The sequence below is a fragment of the Blautia sp. DFI.3.45 genome, from assembly GCF_020593505.1.
Taxonomy (GTDB): domain Bacteria; phylum Bacillota; class Clostridia; order Lachnospirales; family Lachnospiraceae; genus Blautia_A; species Blautia_A wexlerae.
Genome location: NZ_JAJDMI010000086.1, coordinates 1 through 5,670 on the forward strand (window position 1 = coordinate 1; position 5,670 = coordinate 5,670).

Here is a 5,670-nt window from a genome sequence, read left to right on the forward strand (position 1 = left end):
TCTTTTTATATCTTGCGGTTCTGCCGATTATCGCTCTTACTTGTCGGAGGGCAGGCAGCTTTTTAGTCGGTGTAATCATTGCTTTTGTCTATGGATATGGAGGGATGTTTGCCGCGGGAAATATGACATTAGCAAACCTTTATCCGATTACCGCAAGTCTTGGAATGGTAGGCTACCGTAGCTATGATACCGCAGTCAACTGGAATATCGGAACCTGTTCTTGCAGTCTTGCGCTTGCTGTCGTTATTTCTGCCATCTTGATTTTGTGCATGAAAGAACGAGAAGCAACCCAAACAAAGAAAAAGGCCAAAAAGGTAGCTCCAAAGAAAGGCTGGTGATGATTTTATGAAGAAAATAGTTTTAGCATTAACATTCGTCCTTGTGGGAAGTTTTATGCTTGCTGGCTGTTCAAAAGATGAAATTCTCAATCATTACAATAACATTGTTCAGTCTGCGGGCTCCATAGAACTGACAGGGAAATCGTCACTGCAAGGGGAAAAAGAAAAAGGAAATGATGATTATACAGGGACTTATACGGCTGATTATGCGAACTTTTCAGGTACAGAGTATTTGTTCGGAGGAACTTCCATAAAGAGAGAAGCCGGTAAGGAGCTGTCCATTGATTGCACCTTGGAGATTACGGAAGGTACTGCAAAAGTATTTTGGAGTTCTGGATCTGATGAAGCAGTCACGTTGATTGAAGCAACCGGAACTTATAGTGACATAATTACACTTCCTGATGGTGGAAATTATATTGGCATTGAATGTGAGAATTTCACTGGAAACATTGAATTAAATATTGAATAATACTCTGCCGGACGACGGCAAAAGAAAAAAAGCCGTTGTAGAGCAGACAATTTGCCACGCCCATTTGAAACGGTGGCTTTGATTTTCAGAGCCGCCGTTTCTTTGCGTTTGCACAAACCTATGACGACTTGCAGGGACACGGTAGCCGATTGGAGGTTATTTTGCCGTGCCCCTTTTACTTTTTCAAAGCTCACATGATCTACATCAGTTAAAAAAGCATTGCTCCTCCTCCGGGCAAGTATAACATTGCATCGGCATTATCGTTCCATGTAATTCAGTATAATAATGGCTGTTCTTGGCGCGCCAGTTTTTCCTCACGGAAATCTGGCGTTTTCTTATAGATTTGTACTTGCCTGTTTATCCAATATACGGGAATATTAAAGCAGCTTCACACCCTTTCGGGAAAACATTAGTAAGTTTGAAATTGCCGTTATGAGCTATGGCGACTTGTTGGACAATCAGCAATCCAAGCCCATGTCTTAAATCAAGCCGTTCATCTGTGCTTTCCATATAATGCGGTTTTTCTTCCAGCTCTTGCAGCTTTTCAGCAGGCAGACCCATTCCGTTATCCGTAACCGCCAAGATAAGATGGTTTTGCGATGCTGTAAGAGAAATGCAGACTTCACAGCCCTGTGGGTTGTGTTTCATGCTGTTCTGGACAAGGTTGTTTACAGCTCGCGAAATCAATCTGGCATCACATTCCAACACAGCATTTTCGGCGTCAGGAGTGATCTTAATTCCGATGTTGTAGCTATCGGAAATTCCTGTATTCAACAGGTCTGCTACATAGGATCGCAGTAGTTTGGATAAGCGAACCATCTCTTTATGAAGCGGCTGCATCTCATATTCCAACTGCGATACTAAATTCAAATCCTGCACGAGTTCTTTGATTTTGGCGCTTTGCTTTTGCACGATCACAGCCTGCTCTTTTACCCCCTCACTGGCTGTTTTGTCTGCGGCGATCCGGTCTGCATAGCCCATAATCATAGAAAGCGGAGTTCGGATGTCATGAGAGACCCCGCTGATCCAGTTGGCTCTGGCTTCGTTTTGCCTGCTTAATATCAGAGAGGCTTTATTTACGCTGTTCGCAATTTCGGATAACTCTCTATCAATATGGAGAGAAACGGGTTTGCCATCGGCCAATGTTTCAATGGCATCTACAATCGGTTCCGTGTTCTGGATGATCCTGCGTTTTGAAAAATAGTAGGCCAAAAACAGGCACAGCACATCCATGCCCAACATTCCTATCACATAGAGGGGAATTTTCTGAATAGTCTCCATGGAATAGTAGTTGCTGGTGAGCTTCATATAGCTATTCTTTGGATACCCTAAAACTAACAATCCATCCTCTGTACTCCAGACAAAAACAGGATAATCCTCCAGATAGCCTTTGGAAAATAAAGCTACCTCTTGAATGCTGTAATGTTGCGGCACTTCTTGTGGCACATCGAGCCGCCAGAAGCATTCGCCCGTTGACGTTAGATACATGGCCCAGATATTGTACTGGCGCAATTTCTGCTCTGCATAATCGGGCAAACCTTCTATGGTAGCCGCAGTAGAGGTCAGCTCAAGCATGGCGTGCGGGGACGCTTCTCCGTAATCCTCTGAAACTGTGTGATAGAAAGTCACGCCATACAGAACGACATTGACAATTACCAGGATCAAAAGAAACGCAGCGAAAGACGCCAAGTGCTTTGAAATATAGGTTCCAAAAGATTTCATGGCGTCACTTCCTTGTAATCAGTTTATAACCCAGCCCCTTGATCGTAATCAGGGAAACGGGCTTTGAGGGATCGGCTTCAATTTTTTCCCGAATCCGCCGTACATGGGCATTCAGGCTATTTTCATAGCCGAAAGGATTGTCGCCCCATAATGCTTCGCAAAGAGCGTCAACCGTAACGATCTTTCCCTCGTTGCGGGCCAGCGTTTCCAGCAGGGTATGCTCTTTTGCGGTCAGGGGGATAATCTCGCCGCCCTTGTTGACCTCTGCCCGGCTAAAATCAATCGTACATCCATCCAGGAAAACCCGCGGGCTGTCCTCTTTATAAGTTCGGCGCAAAACCGCATAGACACGCAGTAATAGCTCCTGCGGCATAAACGGCTTTGAAATATAATCGTCTGCTCCAAGGCCAAGACCGGCCAACTTGTCTGCTGCTTCGTCTTTTGCGGTCAGAAAGATGATTGGCACATTTGTAAAAGTGCGGAGCTGCTTCATCAGGGAAAAGCCGTCCCCATCTGGCAGCATGACATCCAAAACCATCAAGTCGGGTTTTTCTTTTTCTGCCGTTATTATAGCCTCTTTTACCGTTGCGGCAGTAAGTACCGTTTCAAAACCAGCATCGCTTAAAATATCGGATACCATTTTCAGCAAATCTGGCTCATCGTCTACAAGCAAGAGCTTCTTCCGATGCAGAAAAGAGTTGTCCATAGCGTCACCTCCCGAAAGTATTATAACATAGGATTTCAAGTCTGCGGAGGGCATCCTCAAAAAGTAAGGTAAAAGTAAGGACGGGAGAATGTAGATGTCAGGTTGAAGTTGTACCATAGAAGCATCGAAAGGAGATGTTTCTATGGACTATATCATTACAACGGAACATTTGACCAAGAAATATAAGAACTTCACTTCGGTCAATCATGTTTCGCTTCATATTCGCAAGGGCAGCATTTATGGTTTTCTTGGCCCGAACGGGGCAGGCAAATCCACTACCATGAAAATGCTGTTGGGGTTGACCGCTCCCACAAAAGGCAGCTTTACTATTGATGGGAAACAGTTTCCGCAGGATCGGATTGCCATTCTCAAAGAGATCGGCTCTTTCATCGAAGAGCCATCTTTCTACGCAAATCTCACCGGGCGGGAAAATCTTGACATTATCCGCCGCATTTTGGGACTGCCGAAAGCTGATGTGGAAGATGCTCTGGAACTGGTAGGGCTGACCGAGTTTGGCGACCGGCTGGCAAAACAGTATTCGCTGGGAATGAAGCAACGCTTGGGCCTTGCCGGGGCGCTCTTGGGGCGTCCGCCGATTCTGATTCTGGACGAACCCACAAACGGTCTTGACCCGTCTGGTATCCACGAAATCCGCAATCTGGTAAAATCCTTGCCCAGCCTTTACGACTGCACGGTGCTGATCTCGTCCCATATGCTGTCTGAAATCGAATTGATTGCAGATGACATTGGGATTCTCAACCACGGGCGGCTGCTGTTTGAGGGAAGCATGAATGATCTGCGTCAATACGCCCTTCAATCCGGCTTCGCTGCGGACAATCTGGAAGATGTGTTTCTTTCTATGGTTGAGAAAGATAACATGGACAGAAAGCAGAGGGCAAAATTATGAAAACGCTGGCAATCGAACTTCGGAAAGGAAAGCGAACTGGCGTGATTCCCGTGCTGCTGGCCGTTGGTGTCTTGGGAGCCGCCTACGCATTTGTCAATTTCATTGTGCGGAAAGACACACTTCTGAATTTGCCGCTGGCCCCGATGGATGTCTTGTTGACCCAGCTCTACGGCATGATTATGGTGCTGAATCTGTTCGGTATCGTGGTTGCTACCTGCATGATCTACAACATGGAATTTAAGGGAAGTGCCGTAAAGAAGATGTATATGCTTCCCATCAGCGTCCCGGCCATGTATCTGTGCAAATTTCTGATTCTGACGGTCATGTTTTTGGTTGCTATCGTGCTGCAAAACCTGGCACTTGCACAGATCGGAATGACGGACTTGCCGGACGGAGCGTTTGAGATGGGTACGCTGGTACGCTTTGCCGGATACTCTTTTCTCACATCCATGCCGGTACTGTCGTTTATGCTGCTGATTTCCTCGCGCTTTGAAAATATGTGGGTGCCGCTTGGAATTGGTGTTGCCGGTTTTCTGAGTGGTATGGCCCTTGCAAATTCGGGGCTGACGCTTTTGCTGGTGCATCCTTTTGTGATTATTCTGAAACCAGCAGTAGCCATGAGCGCCCAGCCTGATTCGACGGTTGCCCTTGTCGCTTTGGTGGAAACACTGTTGTTCCTTGCTGTGGGCTTGTGGCTGGCGAAGTACAGACGCTACGAGTAAGGAGGGATAATAAGAAATGAGTTTTTTGGATTTACTCAAAATCGAGTTTATGAAAGTAAAACGCTCCAAAATTGTACCCCTGATTTTCATTGCACCTTTATTGGTGGTGGTTTCCGGGGTTGCGTATTTGAGCAACTACTTTACACCGGAATACACCAATGCGTGGGCTGCCATGTTTATTCAAAGTGCGCTTGTTTACGCCTACTATCTGCTTACATTCAGCATGATCGTGGTTTGCGTGATGATCGCAGGACGAGAAACAGGAAATAACGGGATTCTGAAAATGCTGGCGCTGCCGGTCAGCCGCTGCGCATTATCCATTGCCAAATTCTGTGTGCTTACCTTTTATCTGTTTATGGAGATGGTGGTGTTTCTTGTCGTATTTGTAATCGCTGGGTTGATTGCGACACAGACAATGGGAGTAACAGAAACCCTGCCGATTCTATATCTTCTGAAATGGTGCTTGGGGCTGTTTCTGACTATGCTGCCGTGCATTGCGGCTATGTGGGCCATCACTGTGCTGTTTGAAAAGCCGCTTCTTTCTGTGGGATTAAATCTGCTGCTTGTGATTCCCGGTGTATTGGTTGCGAATACGCCGCTGTGGATCGCCTACCCGTACTGTTACAGCGGTTATCTCGTTTCCTGCTTTCTCTATGACTTTACAGCAGAAACTTCCGACGCCGCTTTTTCGGTGTTTCCGTTCCTGCCGTGCGCGATTGTAGTGTTTGGCCTGTTTTTCGCGCTGGCTGTTACCCAATTTGGGAAAAAAGAAATGAGGTAAAACTATGGAAAAGAAAAAACTTCAA

General features: G+C 46.2%; 6 protein-coding genes and 1 pseudogene. 5 read left to right on the forward strand and 2 right to left on the reverse strand.

The features are described from left to right. Positions 1-338 (forward strand): annotated as a pseudogene (locus tag LJE09_RS16620) (ABC transporter permease); the annotation flags it as partial. A 7-nt stretch (positions 339-345) separates the two neighbouring features. After that, positions 346-807, forward strand: coding sequence for a hypothetical protein (locus tag LJE09_RS16625; protein WP_227311568.1), 462 nt, complete (start codon positions 346-348; stop codon positions 805-807). Between the two features lie 357 nt (positions 808-1,164). On the opposite strand, the gene LJE09_RS16630 is transcribed toward LJE09_RS16625, so the two are convergent. Both LJE09_RS16630 and LJE09_RS16635 read right to left on the reverse strand, forming a co-directional pair. Beyond that, the gene (locus tag LJE09_RS16630; RefSeq protein ID WP_227311569.1) at positions 1,165-2,529 is read right to left on the reverse strand and encodes a sensor histidine kinase; all 1,365 of its coding nucleotides are present in this window, start codon (positions 2,527-2,529) and stop codon (positions 1,165-1,167) included. 4 nt (positions 2,530-2,533) lie between these two features. After that, the gene (locus LJE09_RS16635; RefSeq protein WP_025581231.1) at positions 2,534-3,235 is read right to left on the reverse strand and encodes a response regulator transcription factor; all 702 of its coding nucleotides are present in this window, start codon (positions 3,233-3,235) and stop codon (positions 2,534-2,536) included. 142 nt (positions 3,236-3,377) lie between these two features. Between LJE09_RS16635 and LJE09_RS16640 the strand changes: the two genes are divergently transcribed. The 3 genes from LJE09_RS16640 to LJE09_RS16650 are packed head-to-tail and all read left to right on the forward strand — an operon-like array spanning position 3,378 to position 5,645. Beyond that, positions 3,378-4,142: an ABC transporter ATP-binding protein gene (locus LJE09_RS16640; RefSeq protein WP_118521796.1), complete on the forward strand. Its 765-nt coding sequence runs from the start codon at positions 3,378-3,380 to the stop codon at positions 4,140-4,142. Further along, positions 4,139-4,864 (forward strand): ABC transporter permease, encoded by a 726-nt coding sequence (locus tag LJE09_RS16645; protein ID WP_118521795.1) that lies wholly within the window; start codon positions 4,139-4,141, stop codon positions 4,862-4,864. The genes LJE09_RS16640 and LJE09_RS16645 overlap by 4 nt, the downstream gene beginning before the upstream one ends. Before the next feature lie 16 nt (positions 4,865-4,880). Next, the gene (locus LJE09_RS16650) at positions 4,881-5,645 is read left to right on the forward strand and encodes an ABC transporter permease (RefSeq protein ID WP_227311570.1); all 765 of its coding nucleotides are present in this window, start codon (positions 4,881-4,883) and stop codon (positions 5,643-5,645) included. Positions 5,646-5,670 lie beyond the last annotated feature (25 nt).

Excerpts from the sequence above, each read along its gene's own strand:
- LJE09_RS16625 (WP_227311568.1), top strand. The coding sequence starts at position 346 with ATGAAGAAAATAGTTTTAGCATTAACATTCGTCCTTGTGGGAAGTTTT.
- LJE09_RS16630 (WP_227311569.1), bottom strand. The coding sequence starts at position 2,529 with ATGAAATCTTTTGGAACCTATATTTCAAAGCACTTGGCGTCTTTCGCT.
- LJE09_RS16635 (WP_025581231.1), bottom strand. The coding sequence starts at position 3,235 with ATGGACAACTCTTTTCTGCATCGGAAGAAGCTCTTGCTTGTAGACGAT.
- LJE09_RS16640 (WP_118521796.1), top strand. The coding sequence starts at position 3,378 with ATGGACTATATCATTACAACGGAACATTTGACCAAGAAATATAAGAAC.
- LJE09_RS16645 (WP_118521795.1), top strand. The coding sequence starts at position 4,139 with ATGAAAACGCTGGCAATCGAACTTCGGAAAGGAAAGCGAACTGGCGTG.
- LJE09_RS16650 (WP_227311570.1), top strand. The coding sequence starts at position 4,881 with ATGAGTTTTTTGGATTTACTCAAAATCGAGTTTATGAAAGTAAAACGC.